Source organism: Pseudomonas sp. GM79 (assembly GCF_000282495.1).
Lineage (GTDB): Bacteria > Pseudomonadota > Gammaproteobacteria > Pseudomonadales > Pseudomonadaceae > Aquipseudomonas.
This window is the reverse complement of record NZ_AKJE01000076.1, coordinates 135,385-150,995: the sequence shown is the minus strand read 5'-3', so window position 1 is coordinate 150,995 and position 15,611 is coordinate 135,385. Positions and strand designations below refer to the sequence as shown.

Annotated in this window: 14 protein-coding genes; 9 read left to right on the top strand and 5 right to left on the bottom strand. The window is 59.5% G+C overall.

The window, feature by feature from the left end:
• Positions 1 to 106: 106 nt before the first annotated feature.
• From PMI36_RS09735 to PMI36_RS09765, 7 genes are all read left to right on the top strand, one after another.
• Complete coding sequence (locus PMI36_RS09735) at positions 107 to 1,105, top strand: phosphate ABC transporter substrate-binding protein PstS (RefSeq protein ID WP_008073519.1); 999 nt, start codon at positions 107 to 109, stop codon at positions 1,103 to 1,105.
• Between the two features lie 481 nt (positions 1,106 to 1,586).
• Positions 1,587 to 3,620 carry an ABC transporter permease subunit gene (locus PMI36_RS09740; protein WP_177319497.1) on the top strand — a complete coding sequence of 678 codons (2,034 nt, stop codon included), beginning with the start codon at positions 1,587 to 1,589 and terminating at the stop codon, positions 3,618 to 3,620.
• A 15-nt stretch (positions 3,621 to 3,635) separates the two neighbouring features.
• Positions 3,636 to 5,306 (top strand): phosphate ABC transporter permease PstA, encoded by a 1,671-nt coding sequence (pstA, locus tag PMI36_RS09745; RefSeq protein WP_008073517.1) that lies wholly within the window; start codon positions 3,636 to 3,638, stop codon positions 5,304 to 5,306.
• A 178-nt stretch (positions 5,307 to 5,484) separates the two neighbouring features.
• Positions 5,485 to 6,318: a phosphate ABC transporter ATP-binding protein PstB gene (pstB, locus tag PMI36_RS09750; protein WP_007896484.1), complete on the top strand. Its 834-nt coding sequence runs from the start codon at positions 5,485 to 5,487 to the stop codon at positions 6,316 to 6,318.
• 120 nt (positions 6,319 to 6,438) lie between these two features.
• Positions 6,439 to 7,200: a phosphate signaling complex protein PhoU gene (gene phoU, locus PMI36_RS09755; protein ID WP_008073516.1), complete on the top strand. Its 762-nt coding sequence runs from the start codon at positions 6,439 to 6,441 to the stop codon at positions 7,198 to 7,200.
• Positions 7,201 to 7,381: 181 nt separating this feature from the next.
• Complete coding sequence (locus PMI36_RS09760; RefSeq protein WP_008073514.1) at positions 7,382 to 8,332, top strand: response regulator; 951 nt, start codon at positions 7,382 to 7,384, stop codon at positions 8,330 to 8,332.
• A 207-nt stretch (positions 8,333 to 8,539) separates the two neighbouring features.
• Positions 8,540 to 9,436 (top strand): peptidoglycan DD-metalloendopeptidase family protein, encoded by an 897-nt coding sequence (locus PMI36_RS09765; RefSeq protein WP_008073513.1) that lies wholly within the window; start codon positions 8,540 to 8,542, stop codon positions 9,434 to 9,436.
• Positions 9,437 to 9,580: 144 nt separating this feature from the next.
• Here the strand turns inward: PMI36_RS09765 and PMI36_RS09770 are convergent, their stop codons facing one another.
• From PMI36_RS09770 to phoB, 3 genes are all read right to left on the bottom strand, one after another.
• The gene (locus PMI36_RS09770; RefSeq protein WP_008073512.1) at positions 9,581 to 10,921 is read right to left on the bottom strand and encodes a hemolysin family protein; all 1,341 of its coding nucleotides are present in this window, start codon (positions 10,919 to 10,921) and stop codon (positions 9,581 to 9,583) included.
• A 123-nt stretch (positions 10,922 to 11,044) separates the two neighbouring features.
• The gene (gene phoR, locus PMI36_RS09775; protein ID WP_219734874.1) at positions 11,045 to 12,331 is read right to left on the bottom strand and encodes a phosphate regulon sensor histidine kinase PhoR; all 1,287 of its coding nucleotides are present in this window, start codon (positions 12,329 to 12,331) and stop codon (positions 11,045 to 11,047) included.
• A gap of 144 nt (positions 12,332 to 12,475) precedes the next feature.
• Entirely contained in the window at positions 12,476 to 13,165 is a 690-nt protein-coding gene (gene phoB / locus PMI36_RS09780) for a phosphate regulon transcriptional regulator PhoB (protein ID WP_007896474.1), read from the bottom strand.
• 152 nt (positions 13,166 to 13,317) lie between these two features.
• Between phoB and PMI36_RS09785 the strand changes: the two genes are divergently transcribed.
• Complete coding sequence (locus tag PMI36_RS09785; protein WP_008073510.1) at positions 13,318 to 13,710, top strand: COG4315 family predicted lipoprotein; 393 nt, start codon at positions 13,318 to 13,320, stop codon at positions 13,708 to 13,710.
• A gap of 66 nt (positions 13,711 to 13,776) precedes the next feature.
• On the opposite strand, the gene ubiA is transcribed toward PMI36_RS09785, so the two are convergent.
• Both ubiA and PMI36_RS09795 read right to left on the bottom strand, forming a co-directional pair.
• Positions 13,777 to 14,667, bottom strand: coding sequence for a 4-hydroxybenzoate octaprenyltransferase (gene ubiA / locus PMI36_RS09790; protein ID WP_008007731.1), 891 nt, complete (start codon positions 14,665 to 14,667; stop codon positions 13,777 to 13,779).
• Entirely contained in the window at positions 14,667 to 15,230 is a 564-nt protein-coding gene (locus PMI36_RS09795) for a chorismate--pyruvate lyase family protein (RefSeq protein ID WP_008073509.1), read from the bottom strand. Before PMI36_RS09795 ends, ubiA begins: the two co-directional genes overlap by 1 nt.
• Positions 15,231 to 15,430: 200 nt before the next feature.
• On the opposite strand from PMI36_RS09795, the gene PMI36_RS09800 reads away from it, so the two are divergent.
• On the top strand, positions 15,431 to 15,598 hold the full coding sequence (locus tag PMI36_RS09800; protein ID WP_007896465.1) for a rubredoxin: 168 nt from the start codon (positions 15,431 to 15,433) through the stop codon (positions 15,596 to 15,598).
• The last annotated feature ends 13 nt before the right edge of the window (positions 15,599 to 15,611 follow it).

Genomic DNA, 15,611 nt, shown 5'->3' with positions numbered 1-15,611 from the left:
CAAATACTGGCCTTTCATCCAATTGTCATATTTCAGCCATAGAGTGTTCACACGGCCTGCTGATACTTGGCCCCGACTTAACACACCTATCTGCTAGGAGTAAGGCATGAAACTGAAGCGTTTGATGGCGGCAATGACTTTTGTCGCTGCTGGCGTTGCGACTGCCAACGCGGTTGCCGCTGTTGACCCTGCTATCCCGAGCTACACCAAGACCACTGGTGTGTCGGGCAACCTGTCCAGCGTCGGCTCCGATACCCTGGCTAACCTCATGACCCTGTGGGCTGAGAACTACAAAAAAGAATACCCGAACGTAAACATCCAGATTCAGGCTGCCGGTTCTTCTACCGCGCCACCTGCGTTGACTGAAGGCACCGCTAACCTGGGCCCGATGAGCCGCAAGATGAAGGACAACGAACTGCAAGCCTTCGAAACCAAGTACGGCTACAAGCCAACCGCTATCCCGGTTGCTGTGGATGCCTTGGCTGTGTTCGTACACAAAGACAACCCGATCCAGCACCTGACCATGGAACAAGTCGACGCGATCTTCTCCTCGACTCGTCTGTGTGGCGCCAAAGCTGACGTGAAAACCTGGGGTGACCTGGGTGTGACCGGCGACTTGGCCAACAAGCCAGTGCAACTGTTCGGTCGTAACTCGGTATCCGGCACTTATGGCTACTTCAAAGAAGAAGCCCTGTGCAAAGGCGACTACAAGCCAAACGTCAACGAACAACCAGGCTCGGCTTCGGTCGTGCAGTCGATCAGCTCCTCGCTGAACGGCGTGGGTTACTCGGGCATCGGCTACAAGACCGCCAGCGTGAAGACCGTGGCCCTGGCCAAGAAAGGCAGCACCGAGTTCGTTGAAGACACTGAAGAAAACGCCCTGAACGGCAAGTATCCGCTGTCGCGTTTCCTCTACGTTTACGTCAACAAGGCTCCGAACAAGCCTCTGGCCCCGCTGGAAGCCGAGTTCGTGAAGCTGATTCTGTCCAAACAGGGTCAGGAAGTGGTTGTGAAAGACGGCTACATCCCGCTGCCAGCCAAGGTTGCTGCAAAAGCACTGGCTGACCTGGGTCTGCAAGAAGGCAACAACGTAGTAAAAAAGTAAAACCCTAGGTCCGGGCTAAACCCGGACCTGTGTAGGAGCTGTCGAGGGAACCGAGGCTGCGATCTTTTGATCTGGCTTTCCAATTGCAAGGTCAAAAGATCGCAGCCTCGGTTCCCTCGACAGCTCCTACACACCCCCCAATTTTTACTCCGCTGCCGGTTTCTCCCGCGGCGGATTTGTTGCGTCACTGCATTGTCATCTTTCTGTCATACAGGATCGCTAGGGTGTGCGCATGAATGATCTGGCCAACTCCACCATGACTACAAATCCCCCCAAGCGAATTGACTTCAATACGCCTGAGCTGCAACGCAAGCGCCGTATTCGTGCGCTGAAAGATCGCCTGACCCGCTGGTACGTCCTCGTCGGCGGCCTCGCCGTTCTTGCCGCGATCACCCTGATCTTTTTCTTCCTCGGTTACGTCGTCGCGCCGCTGTTCCAGGGGGCCGACCTGACCGCCAAAGACGCCATCACGCCCACCTGGATGCAAGACGCCGGCAAGCCGCTGATGATCTCCATCGAAGAGCAGAACCAGGTCGCCATGCGGGTTTCCGACAAGGGCCAGGCATTGTTCTTTGATATCGACACTGGCGCCGAGCTGCGCCGCGTCGACCTGCCGATTCCGGCCGGTACCAGCGTGACCTCCATCGGAGAAGATCAACCTGGCCAGCCATTGGTGGCGGTGGGTTTGTCCAACGGTCAGGCGCTGGTGTTTCGTCACACCTATAAAGTCAGCTACCCGGAAGGCAAGAAAACCATCTCGCCGGCCATCGAATACCCGTACGGCGAAACGCCTATCGTGCTGAACGAGGCGGGTGGCGCTCTGGAGCACGTCAGCGTCAACGCTAACGATTCGACCCTGCTGCTGGCCGGCGCCAGCGGTGCGCAGTTGCATGTCATCTCGCTGACCAGCGAAGAAAACATGATGACCGGCGAAGTCACCAACGAGCAGAAGCGCATCGAACTGCCGCAAATGACCGAGCCGGTGAAGAACATCTTCATCGACCCGCGTCAGCAGTGGTTGTACGTGGTCAATGGCCGCGCTCAGGCCGACGTTTTCAGCCTGCGCGACAAGAGCCTCAACGGGCGCTACAAGTTGCTCGAAGATGGCAATGCCGAAGTGACCGCCAGTACTCAATTGCTGGGCGGCATCTCGCTGATCGTCGGCAACTCCAAGGGTGGTCTCGCCCAGTGGTTCATGGCTCGCGACCCGGATGGCGAGCAGCGTCTGAAGCAGATTCGTACTTTTCAGATGGGCACTGCGCCGGTCGTTGAAATCACCGCTGAAGAACGTCGTAAAGGCTTCGTTGCCCTCGATGCGTCCGGCAAACTGGGCGTGTTCCACAGCACCGCTCACCGCACTTTGCTGGTGGATCAGGTGGTCGACGGCCAAGGCCTTTTCGGCATGTCGCCACGGGCCAACCGCGTGATCGTGGAGCAGGGCGACAAGCTGCAACCGTTGCTGCTCGACAACCCGCACCCGGAAGTCTCGTGGAGCGCGTTGTGGAGCAAGGTCTGGTACGAGAACTACGACGAGCCTAAATACGTCTGGCAATCGACCGCGGCCAACACCGACTTCGAGCCCAAGCTGAGCCTCTCGCCGCTGACCTTCGGTACCCTGAAAGCTGCGTTCTACGCGATGCTGTTGGCCGCGCCACTGGCCGTTGCCGCCGCGATCTACACCGCGTACTTCATGGCCCCGGGCATGCGTCGCAAGGTCAAACCGGTGATCGAGCTGATGGAAGCGATGCCGACGGTGATCCTCGGCTTCTTCGCCGGCCTGTTCCTGGCGCCGTATGTCGAAGGGCATTTGCCCGGCATCTTCAGCCTGCTGATGCTCCTGCCGATCGGCATTCTGGTGGCGGGTTTCGTCTTCAGTCGCCTGCCTGAGTCCATCCGCCTGAAAGTGCCGGACGGCTGGGAAAGCGCAATCCTGATCCCGGTGATTCTGTTTGTGGGCTGGCTGTCGCTGTACATGAGCCCGTACATGGAAACCTGGTTCTTCGGCGGCGACATGCGCATGTGGATCTCCCACGATCTGGGCATCACCTACGACCAGCGCAACGCCTTGGTGGTCGGTCTGGCCATGGGCTTCGCGGTCATTCCGAACATCTATTCCATCGCCGAAGATGCCGTGTTCAGCGTGCCTCGCGGCCTGACCCTGGGCTCCCTGGCCCTCGGTGCCACACCGTGGCAGACCATGACCCGCGTGGTGATCCTCACCGCCAGCCCGGGCATTTTCTCGGCGCTGATGATCGGCATGGGCCGCGCGGTGGGTGAAACCATGATCGTGCTGATGGCCACCGGTAACACCCCGGTCATGGAAATGAACCTGTTCGAAGGCCTGCGCACCCTGGCGGCCAACGTTGCGGTGGAAATGCCCGAATCGGAAGTCGGCGGCAGCCACTACCGCGTGCTGTTCCTCTCGGCGCTGGTGCTGCTGTTGTTCACCTTCATCATGAACACCCTCGCGGAACTGATTCGTCAGCGTCTGCGCAAGAAATACTCGTCGCTTTAAGAAAGGTAGAAGTCTGTGAAACAGAACTCCCTGAATGGATGGTTCAAGAGCGGCGCCCCCGGCGTCTGGATCAGCGGTGGCGCGGTGTCCATTGCGGTCATCATGACCATTGGCCTGCTGGCGGTGATTGCCGTGCGCGGTCTGGGTCACTTCTGGCCGGCGGACCTGATCCACGCCAGTTATGACGTGCCGGGCCAAGCCAACCACCTTGTCATCGGCGAAGTGGTGCAGAAGGAAGAAGTGCCACGCGAGCGCCTGAAAAGCGCTGGCCTGCCGGTGCCCGATCAAGGCCCGGAGTTCATGACCCGCGAGCTGATCAAGGTCGGCAACCGTGATCTGAATGGCACCGACTTCACCTGGATTGTCGGCGAGTGGCTGACCAACCAGAAAACCCCGCCTGAGCTGATGGCCATCGAGCGTCGCGAGTGGGGCAATTTCTACGGCTACCTGGTCAACGTCAAACAGGATGGCAAGGTCATCGCTGAAGGCGAGGCCGCATGGCCTGAGTTGCAGGCGCGCGTGGATCGCGTCAACCAGCTCGCCGCACAGCTCAAGACTCTGGAAAAGGTCGACATCGGCGCGATCAACGCGGGTCTCGAACGCGTGCGTCTGCAGGGTCGCAAACTGGAACTGGCCGGTCGTCTCGACGCTGCCGCGCAAGCGGATCTGGAATCCGAGCGCGCCGAACTGAATGCCCGTTATCAGGACATCGAAGCGCGTCTGAATGATCTGCACGCTCAGTTCAACCGCGACAGCCTGACCGCCCGCGATGCGAACGGCAAAGAAGTCGAAATCGGCATTGGCAAAGTGGTTCACGCCTACCAGCCGAACGCCATGGGCACCTTCACCAAGATCGGCTTCTACTTCAGCAAGGTCTGGGAATTCCTCAGTGATGACCCGCGTGAAGCGAACACCGAAGGCGGGATTTTCCCGGCGATTTTCGGCACCGTGATGATGACCCTGATCATGGCGATGATCGTGACGCCGTTCGGCGTGCTGGCGGCGGTCTACCTGCGTGAATATGCACGTCAGGGGCCGATGACTCGCCTGATCCGCATCGCGGTGAACAACCTGGCGGGTGTTCCGGCCATCGTTTACGGTGTGTTCGGTCTGGGCTTCTTCGTCTACGTGCTCGGCGGTTCGGTCGACCGGTTGTTCTTCCCTGAAGCACTGCCGGCACCGACCTTTGGTACGCCGGGCCTGCTCTGGGCCTCGCTGACCCTGGCACTGCTGGCTGTGCCGGTGGTGATCGTGGCCACCGAAGAAGGCCTGGCGCGGATTCCTCGCACCGTGCGTGAAGGCTCGTTGGCCCTCGGCGCGACCAAGGCCGAAACCTTGTGGAAGATCGTGCTGCCGATGGCCAGCCCGGCGATGATGACCGGCATGATCCTCGCCGTGGCCCGTGCCGCCGGTGAAGTGGCGCCGCTGATGCTGGTGGGTGTGGTGAAACTGGCGCCGTCGCTGCCGCTGGATGGCAACTACCCGTACTTGCACCTGGACCAGAAGATCATGCACTTGGGCTTCCACATTTATGACGTCGGCTTCCAGAGCCCGAACGTCGAAGCCGCGCGGCCACTGGTGTACGCCACCGCATTGCTGCTGGTGCTGGTGATCGCCACGCTCAACTTGTCGGCGGTTTATATCCGTAACCACCTGCGCGAAAAATACAAAGCGCTGGATAGCTGATTTCCATGTGGGAGCGGGCTTGCTCGCGAAAGCGGTGGGTCAGGCAGCATTGATGTTGAATGTGCTGACCTCTTCGCGAGCAAGCCCGCTCCCACACTGGATCGCGTCCAACCGAACATTTATTGGGCATGCCACAAGTGGCGTCCCGAACCGAATTTGTTAGCACAGGGAGCCTCCCATGCAGCACGAAGCACATACTCACGGCATCAACATGTCGGCCCTGGGCCGCGACAAACAGAGCCTGAGCCTCGAGCAGGAAACCGTGGCCATCGAAGTGCCGGGCCTGAGCCTGTTCTATGGCGACAAGCAGGCGCTGTTCGACGTCAGCATGAACATCCCGAAGCAGCGTGTGACGGCCTTCATCGGCCCGTCCGGCTGCGGCAAGTCCACGCTGCTGCGCACCTTCAACCGCATGAACGACCTGGTGGACGGCTGCCGCGTCGAAGGCGCGATCAACCTCTACGGCAACAACATCTACCGCAAGGGCGAGGACGTGGCCGAGCTGCGTCGCCGGGTCGGCATGGTGTTCCAGAAGCCTAACCCGTTCCCGAAAACCATCTACGAAAACGTGGTTTACGGTTTGCGCATCCAGGGCATCAACAAGAAACGCATCCTCGACGAAGCCGTCGAGTGGGCGTTGAAAGGCGCGGCGCTGTGGGACGAAGTCAAAGACCGTTTGCACGAGTCGGCACTCGGCCTGTCCGGTGGTCAGCAGCAACGTCTGGTGATTGCCCGCACCATCGCCGTGGAGCCGGAAGTATTGCTGCTCGACGAACCATGCTCGGCACTCGACCCGATCTCCACGCTGAAAGTCGAAGAGCTGATCTACGAACTGAAATCCAAGTTCACCATTGTTATCGTGACCCACAACATGCAACAGGCCGCGCGGGTTTCCGACTACACGGCGTTCATGTACATGGGCAAACTGGTGGAATTCGGCGATACCGACACTCTGTTCACCAATCCGGCGAAGAAGCAGACCGAAGACTACATCACAGGACGGTACGGCTAGCCGTACAGCCGCAAGCGTCAAGCTGCAAGCGGCCAGAAAGAAGCGGTGCGATTTCAGGACTTATACATAACTGCTTGAAGCTTGCAGCTTGAAGCTTGCAACTTTCGCGGAGCGAACAAGATGATTAGTAAAGAAGGCCTTACCCATCACATCTCCCAGCAGTTCAACGCTGAGCTCGAGGAAGTGCGCAGCCACCTCCTGGCCATGGGCGGGCTGGTCGAGAAGCAGGTCAACGACGCGGTCACCGCGTTGATCGAGGCCGACTCCGGCCTGGCCCAGCAAGTGCGTGAGATCGACGACCAGATCAACCAGATGGAACGCAACATCGACGAAGAATGCCTGCGCATTCTGGCCCGTCGTCAGCCGGCGGCGTCGGACTTGCGTCTGATCATCAGCATCTCCAAATCGGTGATCGACCTGGAGCGCATCGGCGACGAAGCCACCAAGATCGCCCGTCGTGCCATTCAGTTGTGCGAAGAAGGTGAAGCGCCGCGCGGTTACGTCGAGGTTCGCCACATCGGCGACCAGGTGCGCAACATGGTTCGCGATGCGCTGGACGCGTTTGCCCGCTTCGACGCCGATCTCGCGTTGTCGGTGGCGCAGTACGACAAGATCATCGACCGCGAATACAAGACCGCGCTGCGCGAGCTGGCCACTTACATGATGGAAGACCCTCGCTCTATCTCGCGGGTCTTGAGCATTATCTGGGTCCTTCGTTCGCTGGAGCGAATCGGTGACCACGCGCGCAACATCTCGGAGCTGGTGATTTACCTGGTGCGCGGCACCGACGTGCGTCACTTGGGTCTCAAGCGCATGAAGGAAGAAGTTGAAGGCACAAGTGCCGAAACCGCTAATGTTCCGGGCAAAGCTGACGATAAGTAAGATTGCCCCTAGGAAAGCGCCCGGCCCTTTGGCCGGGCGTTTTTGTTTGCGTGGCCTTCGTATTGAAAAGCCGATTAGAAAAGCAGCACCCGCGAACGAAAAGTCCCGGCGTGACTGAAGAGTTTTGGCAAAGTGCCATCAGCCAGCGTTATGCTTGCCGGGATTTTTAAAGGGGTGTTGGATGAGCAAGATCAGTGTGTTGGTCGTGGACGATGCGTCGTTCATTCGTGACCTGGTGAAGAAGTGCCTGCGCAACTACTTCCCGGGGATCCGGACCGAAGATGCAGTCAACGGCAAAAAGGCCCAGGCCATGCTGGCCAAAGAAGCATTCGACCTGGTTCTGTGCGACTGGGAAATGCCGGAAATGTCCGGTCTTGAACTGCTGACCTGGTGCCGCGAGCAGGACAACCTCAAGACCATGCCGTTCGTGATGGTCACCAGCCGTGGCGACAAAGAGAACGTCGTCCAGGCGATTCAGGCCGGGGTTTCGGGCTACGTCAGCAAGCCGTTCACCAACGAGCAACTGCTGACCAAGGTCAAGCAGGCACTGAACAAGGTCGGCAAGCTCGACACCTTGATGAACAGCGCTCCGACCAAAATGAACTCGGCGTTCGGCAACGATTCCCTTAGCGCACTCACTGGTGGCAAGGCAGCGATCACCGCGCCATCGGCGGCACCGGTCAATCCGTTCGCCAAACCCGTCGCCGCCGCGCCAGCCCCGGCCGCTGCACCGTCTCGCGGCTTGCTTAACAGCCCGCCGATCAAGGCGCCTGCTGCCTCCGCAGCATCAGCCGGCGGTCGTGGCCAAGGCCAACTGCGCCTGCCAAGCGGCACTCAGCAATGCGTGATCAAGGCCTTGAGCATCAAGGAAGCGCTGCTGGTGGTGAAACGCACCGACACGCTGCCGCAAGTCCTCGACAGCGCCGTGCTCGACCTGGAGCAGGGCGATAACGCTGAAATCGCCCGGCTCAACGGCTACCTGCACGCCATCGTCGCCTTCGAGCCGAAACCCGACAGCGAATGGCTGCAACTGACTTTCCGCTTTGTCGACCAGGATGCGCAGAAGCTCGACTACATCTCCCGCCTGATCGCCCGTGGCACCGCGCAGAAGCATTTCGTACCCGGTGCTTGATGTAGCGTCGCCTGTTAGTCCGCCTTCGCGAGCAAGCCCGCCCCCACATTGGAATGCATTCCAATGTGGGGGCGGGCTTGCTCGCGAAGGGGCCACCACATTCACCGCACATCTCCTGAACCGCCCATTTTGAAACATCTGTCGACTACGCTGGTCCATTTCAGCTGCTAGGCTCCTTCCCAGGCCTTACTCGACAGAATCTTGCCCATGCTCGCGCGCCTGCTGTTTTTCTGTGGTCTGATCATGGCCTCCACCTCGGCTGTGGCCATGACGATTTACCGGTCCACCAACGCCAGTGGCGTGGTCTCTTACAGCGACCGCCCCACCAAAGGCGCGAAGGTGTTCGTTTTTCGCGACCGGATGGTCGAGCGCCTTGAGCGGCAGGTGTACCTCGATATCAAGAAGCAGAGGGGCATGGACAGTGTGTTCGTGCGCAACGATCTGTATGCGCCGGTCGAGATCGAGCTGAGTTTTTCCGGGCTGAATAATGTCAGCGGCGCGCCGAGCCGACCGATTCGTCGGGTCATGCCGGCGCGCAGTAACATTCGTCTGGCGCTGCTCAAGGCGACGAAGGCTGGAAGGCCGCTGGCGTATACCCCAAGGTTCGAATATTCACTGGGCGACCCTGCAGGGGCCGCCATGGCCTATCGATATCCATTACCCTGGCGCGGTGGGCCGTTTCGGCTGAGTCAGGGCGCCAATGGCCAATACAGCCACTACGGGCCGAAGAACCGTTATGCGATGGACATCGCCATGCCCGAAGGCACGCCGATCATCGCGGCGCGCGGTGGCATGGTGGTGAAAACCGAGAATGGCCAGACCGGGCGCGGCAACGATCCGTCGGGCAATTTCGTGCGGGTATTGCACGATGACGGGACCATGGGCGTGTACCTGCACCTCAAGAAAGGTTCGGTCAGCGTACGGGAAGGTCAGCGCGTGGTGGTGGGCAGTGCGCTGGCGCTGTCGGGCAACACCGGCAACAGTAGCGGCCCGCACCTGCACTTCGTGGTGCAGCGCAACACCGGGTTGGGGCTGGTATCGATTCCGTACCAGTTCAATCAACCGGTAGGCGCGTTGCCCAACTTTGCGTTGGGCAAGCAGTGATGGGTTGTCTGGTCTGACGCATTCGCGAGCAAGCCCGCTCCCACATTTGATCGGCGTCGAACCCGATTTATGTGATCGACACATAACAAGTGTGGGAGCGGGCTTGCTCGCGAAGGGATCAACACGGATCCGGTCAGGGATCGCTTAGTCCAGCATCAACACCTTCGCCAAAATGATCTTCGGCCCTTTCATCTTCTTGATGATGATCCGCAAACCTTCGACCTCCAGCACTTCTTCCTCTTCCGGCACCCGTTTCAGGGTTTCGTAGACCAGCCCGGCGAGGGTTTCCGCTTCGATGTGGTCCAGATCGATGCCCAGCAGGCGTTCCACCTTGAACAGCGGCGTATCGCCCCGCACCAGCAGCTTGCCTGGCTGATACGCGAGGATCCCGCGTTCGGCCTTGCGGTGTTCGTCCTGAATGTCGCCCACCAGCACTTCCAGCACGTCTTCCATGGTCAGGTAGCCGATGATGTTACCGTCGGCTTCCTCGACCAGAGCGAAATGCGAACCGCCCTTGCGGAATTGTTCCAGCAACTGCGACAGCGGCATGTGGCGTGACACGCGCTCCAGCGGCCGGGTCAGTTCGGCGAGGTTGAACGACTCGGGAATGTGATCCAGTGCGGCCAGTTCCAGCAGCAAATCCTTGATGTGCAGCAGGCCGACGAACTCCTGGCGCTCGCTGTCATACACCGGGTAGCGGCTGAACTTGTGGCGACGGAACATCGCCAGAATTTCCTTGAGCGGCGCGTTGAACTCCAGCGTGACCAGGTCTTCCCGGGAGTTGGCCCAGTCGACCACTTCCAGCTCGCCCATTTCCACCGCCGAGGCCAACACGCGCATGCCTTGGTCGCTCGGGTCCTGGCCACGGCTGGAATGCAGGATCAGTTTCAATTCTTCACGGCTGTAATGGTGCTCGTGATGCGGGCCGGGTTCACCTTGCCCGGCAATGCGCAGGATTTGGTTGGCGCTGGCGTTGAGCAGGTAGATGGCCGGGTACATGGCCCAGTAGAACAGGTACAGCGGCACTGCTGTCCAGAGCGACAGCAGCTCGGGTTTGCGGATGGCCCAGGATTTCGGGGCCAGTTCGCCGACCACGATGTGCAGGTACGAAATGATGAAGAACGCCGTGAAGAACGAAACTGCCTTCACCACCTCAGCGGAATCCACGCCCACGGCACTCAGCACGGGTGCCAGAAGGTGCGCGAACGCGGGTTCGCCGACCCAGCCCAGACCCAGCGAGGCGAGGGTGATACCCAATTGGCAGGCCGAGAGATAAGCATCGAGCTGACTGTGCACGGTACGCAGGATGTGTCCGCGCCAGCCGTTTTTATCAGCGATGGCTTCGACCCGGGTCGAGCGCAATTTGACCATGGCAAACTCTGCCGCAACGAAAAAGCCGTTGAGCAAAACCAGGATCAGAGCAAAAAGAATCATGCCGAAATCGGCGAATATTGTTGCGAGGGTCAAGCCAGGGGAAGGGTCCATGATGGAGTTTTGCGGGTTCCGTGTATTCGAAAGGAAAGAAAAAAGTGCGCCTGAAGGGCAGGCACAAGTCAGCCAATGTAGCGGCTGACCGGGTAATTGCCTAGTGGCGGGTGCTGGCCGGTATCAATCGGCGGCACTGATGACGCGGGATTTTGTCACTTGGGCTGGCGCAAAATGGCAAGTAAACGTGCTGCCGTGGCCCGGCACACTGCTGATTTCCATACGTGCCCGGTGGCGCAGCAACACATGTTTGACGATGGCCAGCCCCAGCCCGGTGCCGCCGGTGTTGGAGTTGCGGCTGGAATCGACGCGATAGAAGCGTTCAGTCAGGCGCGGCAAGTGTTTGCTGTCGATGCCGATCCCCGAATCCTGCACGCTCAGGTGTGCGCCTTGATCGTCACCCCACCAGCGAATGCGGATATTGCCCTCGGCCGGTGTGTACTTCACTGCGTTGAACACCAGGTTGGAGAACGCGCTACGCAATTCCGCTTCGCTACCCTTGAGCAGAATCGTCGGATCGGCTTCCAGGGTGATGTGCTGATTACGTTGACCGGACAGTTGCTGAGCGTCGCCCTTGATCGATTGCAGCAGGCTGTCGATGGACACCGGTTGATTGTCCGACGGGTAATCGGTGGCTTCCAGTTTGGCCAGCAGCAGCAAATCGTTAAGCAAGGTCTGCATGCGTCCGCCTTGCTGCTGCATCTGCTGCAGGGCGCGGGTCCAGCGCGGGTTCACTTCCTCGACGTTGTCGAGCAGGGTTTCCAGGTAGCCGCAGATCACCGTCAGCGGTGTGCGCAGCTCATGGGACACGTTGGCGATGAAGTCTTTGCGCATCTGCTCCAGCTGATGGATACGCGTCACGTCGCGTACCAGCATCAAGTGTTCGTTGTTGCCGTAGCGAGTGATGTACAGCTGAATACGCAGGCGATCATTGATCGGCGAAGGGATTTCCAGCGGCTCGGCGTAGCTGTCCTGCTCGAAGTATTCTTTGAAGCGCGGATGGCGCACCAGGTTGGTCACGGGCTGACCGCTGTCCTGGGGGGTTTTGAGGCCAAGCAAGGTTTCGGCGGCGCGGTTCCACCATTCCAGGTTGCCGTCGCTGTCGAGCATGATTACCGCGTCTTTCAGCGCAGCGGTGGATTCCTGGACCCGGTCGATCACCGCTTGCAAGCGCCCGCGCACTCGTTGGTCGCGGCGTTGCAGGTGGTAAATGCTGTCGAACACTTCGCCCCACAGGCCATAGCCATCGGGCGGTGCTTCATCGGGTTTGTGCAGGCGTAGCCATTCGTGCAAACGCAGCAGTTGCTTGAGGGTCCACGCCAGGTAAAGGCCCAGGCCCACGGCGAGGCTCCAGCCGTAGTAGCCGGAAATCAGGCCGATCACCAGGCAGGCGGTGACCAGCAACAGCATGTGGCGAATCAGGGTGCCATGCCAGTTTTGGTTCACGGAGCGTCCTAACGCAGCTTCAAGTTTCAAGCTGCAAGCTTCAAGTAAGAGTGACGGGCTCGGCTGCGCTTTTGCTTGCCGCTTATAGCTTGAAGCTTGCCGCTGCTTCTATGCCTTGGTGGAAAACCGGTAGCCGGTGCCGCGCACGGTTTGTACCAGATTTTCATAGGCATCGCCGAGGGCTTTGCGCAGGCGACGGATGTGCACATCGACGGTGCGCTCTTCGACATAGACATTGCCGCCCCAGACCTGATCCAGCAACTGCCCGCGGGTGTAGGCACGTTCCTGGTGGGTCATGAAAAATTGCAGCAAACGGTACTCGGTCGGGCCCATCTCGGCGGGTTTGCCGTCGATGGTCACGCGGTGGCTGATCGGGTCCAAGAGCAGGCCGCCGACTTCGATCGGTGCTTCGCCATCGGTCGGACCGGCGCGGCGCAGCACGGCTTTCAGGCGCGCCACCAGCTCTCGCGGGGAAAACGGTTTGGTGATGTAGTCATCAGCGCCGACTTCCAGGCCCTGGATCTTGTTGTCCTCTTCGCCCTTGGCGGTGAGCATGATGATCGGGATATCCCCGGTCAGCTCATCGCGCTTGAGGCGGCGGGCCAGTTCGATGCCGGAGGTGCCGGGCAGCATCCAGTCGAGCAGGATCAGGTCCGGTTTGCGGTCGACGATAATGGCATGGGCCTGTTGCGAGTTCTCTGCCTCCAGGCAGTCATAGCCGGCCATTTCCAACGCAACGGCGATCATTTCGCGAATGGGCGCTTCGTCGTCGACGATCAGAATGCTCCTGCCAACCATGCGTTAATCCTCTTGTCATTTAACTGTCTTGCGCCGCATTAGATAACGGAATTATTGCAGTCGTGTGACAGTATTTTAGCCGTCCTGCGATTGGCGTGATCCTGAACTAAGCTCTAAGTCCGAATCCTGACAACCACAAGAGGAAGGTTTCAATGACAACGAACACTTTTTCCTTCAAAACCCTGTTGTTGGCCGCTGCCTTGATTTTGCCGACGATGGCTTTCGCCGCCGAACCGGCGATGATGAAAGGCAACATGATGGTCGACCATAAGGGTATGACCGTTTACACGTTCGACAAGGACGCCGGCGGCAAGTCGATGTGTAACGATGATTGTGCCAAGAACTGGCCACCGATGATGGCTCCGGCGGGCGCTAAGGCCGAAGGCAAATGGACGACCATCAAACGGGATGATGGCACAATGCAATGGGCTTATGACGGTAAGCCGCTATATACGTTTATGAAGGACGAAAAACCTGGAGAAATGAAGGGTGACGGCATGAAAGATGTCTGGCACGTCATCACTAACACCGGACCTAAGAAGTAAGCAAGTTCAGGAACCACAGCCTCGTTCCTGTAGGAGCGAGGCTTGCCCGCGAAGGCGTCAGTCGCTTCAGCGCAACGCGTAATCCAGCACAATCCCCACGAAAATCGCCAACCCCGCCCAGTGATTGTGCAAAAACGCCTGGAAGCAGCGCATCCGGTCCTTGCTGCGGGTGTACCAGAACTCCCACGCAAAACAACCCGCCGCCGCCAGCAATCCAAGGTGGAACCAGCCACCAAGATGGAATTTCGAACCCGCCAGCAGCAAACACCCCAACGCCAAGCCCTGCAGGGTCAGAATGATCGCCCTGTCGGCGTCGCCAAACAGAATCGCCGTGGATTTCACCCCGATCTTCAGATCGTCGTCGCGGTCGGTCATGGCGTAATAGGTGTCGTAGCCCACGGTCCACAACAGGTTGGCGATCCACAACAACCAGGCCGCTGCCGGCAGTTCACCGGTTTCGGCGGTGAACGCCATCGGCATGCCCCAGGAAAACGCCGCGCCCAGCACCACTTGCGGGTAGTAGGTGTAGCGCTTCATAAATGGATAACTGAATGCCAGAGCCAAGCCGCCCAGCGACAGCCACACGGTCTTCGCGTTAGTACACAGCACCAGCAAGAAACTCACGCCCATCAGGACCGCGAAGAACACCAGGGCTTCTTTCGAGCTGATCTTGCCGCTCACCAGTGGCCGCTGTTCGGTGCGTTTCACGTGGCCATCGACCTTACGGTCCGCCCAATCGTTGATCACACAACCGCCGGCACGGGTCAGTACCACGCCGAGCACGAAAATCACGATATTGGCCAATGAAGGCGAACCTTCACCGGCAATCCAGAGTGCCCACAGCGTTGGCCACAGCAGCAGATAAATGCCGATCGGCTTGTCCATGCGGGTCAGCTGAATGAAATCCCAGGCCCGTGGGTTCAAGCGGTTCAGGGACTTGAGCAGGCTCTGGTACATCAGCAATTCTCCGGATGGGCGCGGGCGGCGCTCCACAAGGTCGGCAGGAAGATCTCGGCCACCAGCACGCTCAAGGCGCCGCGATCGAAACGCGAGCGCCGGCCCCACAGTTCAGGCGCCTGAGCATCCATCGGTAGCCATGCTTGAGGATAGTGACAAACCTCAATGGCCCGGCGCTGAAATGCCTGATCACAAAACAGCAATTCGCCCAGCGAACGGCTGCCCAATTCATCCATATGCAACCCGTCGCCCTGTAGCGCGCTACGCGCCGCCACGCTGCGGGCAAACACCCAGGCTTCACCGTGGCCGCGCAAATACACCTCGCGCACCCAGCCTTCACTGCCTTCGGCCAGCTCCAGCGCTGCACATTCGTCGGCGCGCAGCGATTGCCAGCCTTCGAACAGCGGCGTGACGCTGAAACCGTCATTCGACAAGCGGATCAGGCGCCGGGTCAGCGATCCTTCATCGAACAACCAATTGAGCGTAGACGTGTCGGGGAGGGGCGTCAGTTGGCTTCGAGAGAGCCAGAGCGGCGTCGGGGAGGGGAATTTTGAGTGCGGCACAGTGAGTCATTATTGGCAGCAAATGAGGCGGCGAGCTTACCATGTCAGACGACGCTTTTGATTGAACCGGCCTGCCGTTGCGCCGAACAGGCTTGCATCTGCCGGGCGCGATCAGTACAAAACGCCCTGAGCCGGACGGCAGCGCTCCACCTATCGACCGTTCGCGCCGGCAAAAGCCTGAATCCTGAGGAAGTACCTGAATGAAAAAGTGGCAATGTGTGGTCTGCGGCCTGATCTATAACGAAGCCGAGGGCTGGCCGGACGACGGTATTGCGGCGGGCACACCGTGGCAGGACGTGCCGGAAGACTGGCTGTGCCCGGATTGCGGCGTGGGCAAGATGGATTTCGAAATGATTGAAATCAACTAAGACAAGCAAGGAG

Excerpts from the sequence above, each read along its gene's own strand:
- PMI36_RS09735 (WP_008073519.1), top strand. The coding sequence starts at position 107 with ATGAAACTGAAGCGTTTGATGGCGGCAATGACTTTTGTCGCTGCTGGC.
- PMI36_RS09740 (WP_177319497.1), top strand. The coding sequence starts at position 1,587 with ATGCAAGACGCCGGCAAGCCGCTGATGATCTCCATCGAAGAGCAGAAC.
- pstB (WP_007896484.1), top strand. The coding sequence starts at position 5,485 with ATGCAGCACGAAGCACATACTCACGGCATCAACATGTCGGCCCTGGGC.
- phoU (WP_008073516.1), top strand. The coding sequence starts at position 6,439 with ATGATTAGTAAAGAAGGCCTTACCCATCACATCTCCCAGCAGTTCAAC.
- PMI36_RS09760 (WP_008073514.1), top strand. The coding sequence starts at position 7,382 with ATGAGCAAGATCAGTGTGTTGGTCGTGGACGATGCGTCGTTCATTCGT.
- PMI36_RS09765 (WP_008073513.1), top strand. The coding sequence starts at position 8,540 with ATGCTCGCGCGCCTGCTGTTTTTCTGTGGTCTGATCATGGCCTCCACC.
- PMI36_RS09770 (WP_008073512.1), bottom strand. The coding sequence starts at position 10,921 with ATGGACCCTTCCCCTGGCTTGACCCTCGCAACAATATTCGCCGATTTC.
- phoR (WP_219734874.1), bottom strand. The coding sequence starts at position 12,331 with ATGCTGTTGCTGGTCACCGCCTGCCTGGTGATCGGCCTGATTTCCGGC.
- phoB (WP_007896474.1), bottom strand. The coding sequence starts at position 13,165 with ATGGTTGGCAGGAGCATTCTGATCGTCGACGACGAAGCGCCCATTCGC.
- PMI36_RS09785 (WP_008073510.1), top strand. The coding sequence starts at position 13,318 with ATGACAACGAACACTTTTTCCTTCAAAACCCTGTTGTTGGCCGCTGCC.
- ubiA (WP_008007731.1), bottom strand. The coding sequence starts at position 14,667 with ATGTACCAGAGCCTGCTCAAGTCCCTGAACCGCTTGAACCCACGGGCC.
- PMI36_RS09800 (WP_007896465.1), top strand. The coding sequence starts at position 15,431 with ATGAAAAAGTGGCAATGTGTGGTCTGCGGCCTGATCTATAACGAAGCC.